This is a genomic window from Microvirga tunisiensis (assembly GCF_009296175.1).
In the GTDB taxonomy this organism is placed as follows: Bacteria; Pseudomonadota; Alphaproteobacteria; order Rhizobiales; family Beijerinckiaceae; genus Microvirga; species Microvirga tunisiensis.
Genome location: NZ_VOSK01000600.1, coordinates 1 through 2,390 on the forward strand (window position 1 = coordinate 1; position 2,390 = coordinate 2,390).

Below are 2,390 nucleotides of genomic sequence, written 5' to 3' on the forward strand. Positions count from 1 at the left end.
ATCTCGCCCGGGCGGAGTTCGCAACGCTGCGGTTGCGCCTGCTCAAGATCGCCGTGCGGGTGCAGGAAACCACCAGCCGCATCCGACTGGCCTTTGCCTCGTGCTGTCCGGAAGCGGATCTCGTCCGCCGTCTTGCGAGCGCTCTGGCACCCCAGCCCCGGGCGGCCTCGCCCTGAGCGCCGGGGCTGCCATCGCCCCGGTCATCCCATCCCGTCCCTGCCAACGCGTTCCCCACGTTCCAGACCTTGCCGCGGTGAAAGAAACGCAGCGGATCGGCACGCCCGCGCTACCAAATAGGCCCCGAAACAAACTCTGGTGAATAGGAACGGTTAGTGATGATATTTTGGTTCGGACTGTTTCAGACAGTTTCTCATGACGAAGTTCACCCATTCCCGGTCTGTGCCCAAAGGTATGCAGGTCACCTATGAGACCATCACGGTTCTGACGGACGCCTTCTGCCGAGAGCACCTGAACGACGAATACCTCGAACTGGCGCGGGACATGGCGGCAGCCTTGTGCCGGAAGCGACCAAGCCCGGTTGCCTCAGGGCAGCCCCGCACTTGGGCATGCGGCATCATCTATTCCCTTGGCCAGACGAACTACCTTTCAGACAGATCCTTCAAACCGTTCATGACCATGGCCGACGTATGTGCTGGCTTTCGGGTCGGCCAGAGTACGGCCAGTGCTAAAGCGCAGGCCATTTCACGGGCACTCAAAATCAGCCCGCTCAATCCCGAATGGTCCTTGCCGAGCCTGATAGAGAGGAATCCATTAGTTTGGATGGCCGAGGTCAATGGCTTCCTTGTGGACCTGCGTGAAATGCCGCGTGAAGTTCAGGAAATCGCTTTTGAGAAGGGCATGATCCCGTTCATCCCTGCCGACCGTGAATGAGGTTCGACTGTGTTGAGGTCTGATCGTTCGCTTGTAGTCCTGGCTCTGAGATTCACAGGCCATACAGTGTACTCAAATGGATCGGACCACGGCACTCAAGGGACTGACAGGAAGAATTCAATGGGGACAGTCGCAGGGAATTATTGAGCTACTTGAGTTCGAAAAATATTGATCTCTTAAGAATTACACGTTATAAAGTAACAATAATTCAACTATGAGCTTTTCAGTCGTATGATTTCAATAAAGAAGCCGACCCTTCCGAAGAAGCGTGTCGGGATTGTCTACCCCATCGTTCCAGGTTCCCGAGAGAGCAAGCGAGAGATGTGGCCGCTGTGCGATCAACCGCTCATGAATGTCGCAAAGATCCAGTACGGCACCCGCTGGCACAAATTGCTTTGGAAGTGCTCTCAGACAACGATTATACAGCGTTTCTGTGGGTCTAAGTTCAATGAAGTCGCAACAGAATTGCTGCGCCAGCCCTCGACTATCTTGATGAAGGGGCCTCTCCAAACGAACTTGGAAATCTATGGAGACGCCTTCATGTTGGTGCAAACCAAGCTTCTACCGTATGTTAAGATTGATAGAACCGTTACCGCTTGTGATGTCATGGACACCGCTGACGCTCTGATCAAAGGTAAGTGGTGGATAACATACTGTAAGAACGATCTCATTCTTGTTTTCGAAAATGAGGGCGACCTCGTTGGCGCAAAGATTGCTGCTGGCTGAGCAAGCAGTCGCCGAGCGCCATCGTGAGGACGAGGACATGGACGAGATCATGGCCATCGCAGCCGACTTCGGATTGGAGATCTTAGGTTCGCTCCCGAACTGTACAGAGCCAAATCCTTGATCACTGACCTCCACCAGCAAATCGCCGATCTCAAAGCTGAGATCGACGCCTTGTCCGATGCCGCTGAGCAATGTCGGAAGAGCATGATCGTCGCGAAGGTCGTGATTGGTGTAGGTGCTCTGCTGTTCGCGGCCTCCCTCTTGGGCGTAATCCGGGTCGATGCAATCGTTCTCGTCATCGGGATCGCTGCGACACTGGCCGGAATAGGCTTTTACGGATCGAGCAGGAGCAGCCTTGAGGGGATTTCGGCGAGAATCCAAGCCTATGAAGCTCGTCGCACCGAGATGATCGACGCAATGGATCTTCGGACGGTGCACGACGGCTGAAGTTCGATCATTTAGTGCATGTGATAAAGACGCTGACCGCTTTCGCATAGTCGGCGAGGTCGGCCGGTCCCAAGGTGGCCGTTGCTGTTCCTGTCTCAAAAGCAACGCGGTTGCTCTCAAGGAACGATGCGGCTGCCGACGATTTCAAGGCGAAATTCACGTTTTGGGGAATATCACCACTCGCCGCTACGGTCTTAAGGTACGCATCCGAGGTGGGCCGCCTTGTAGGAATTGTCGGATTTGGCACTGACTGTCCTTATTGACGTCAAAAAGGACAGTGCGGCTATGGATCGAGTTGAGATTGTCGATACGGGTCGGCGTCGTCG

The 2,390-nt window shown here is 54.7% G+C and carries 3 protein-coding genes; 2 read left to right on the forward strand and 1 reads right to left on the reverse strand.

The window, feature by feature from the left end; translation table 11 throughout:
• Positions 1-176: transposase (locus FS320_RS41815; RefSeq protein WP_192926244.1), on the forward strand; the 176-nt coding region annotated here is incomplete at its 5' end.
• Positions 177-372: 196 nt separating this feature from the next.
• Positions 373-891, forward strand: coding sequence for a DUF6398 domain-containing protein (locus FS320_RS41820; RefSeq protein WP_202882965.1), 519 nt, complete (start codon positions 373-375; stop codon positions 889-891).
• 561 nt (positions 892-1,452) lie between these two features.
• On the opposite strand, the gene FS320_RS41825 is transcribed toward FS320_RS41820, so the two are convergent.
• Complete coding sequence (locus FS320_RS41825; protein WP_152718447.1) at positions 1,453-2,055, reverse strand: hypothetical protein; 603 nt, start codon at positions 2,053-2,055, stop codon at positions 1,453-1,455.
• Positions 2,056-2,390: the final 335 nt, after the last annotated feature.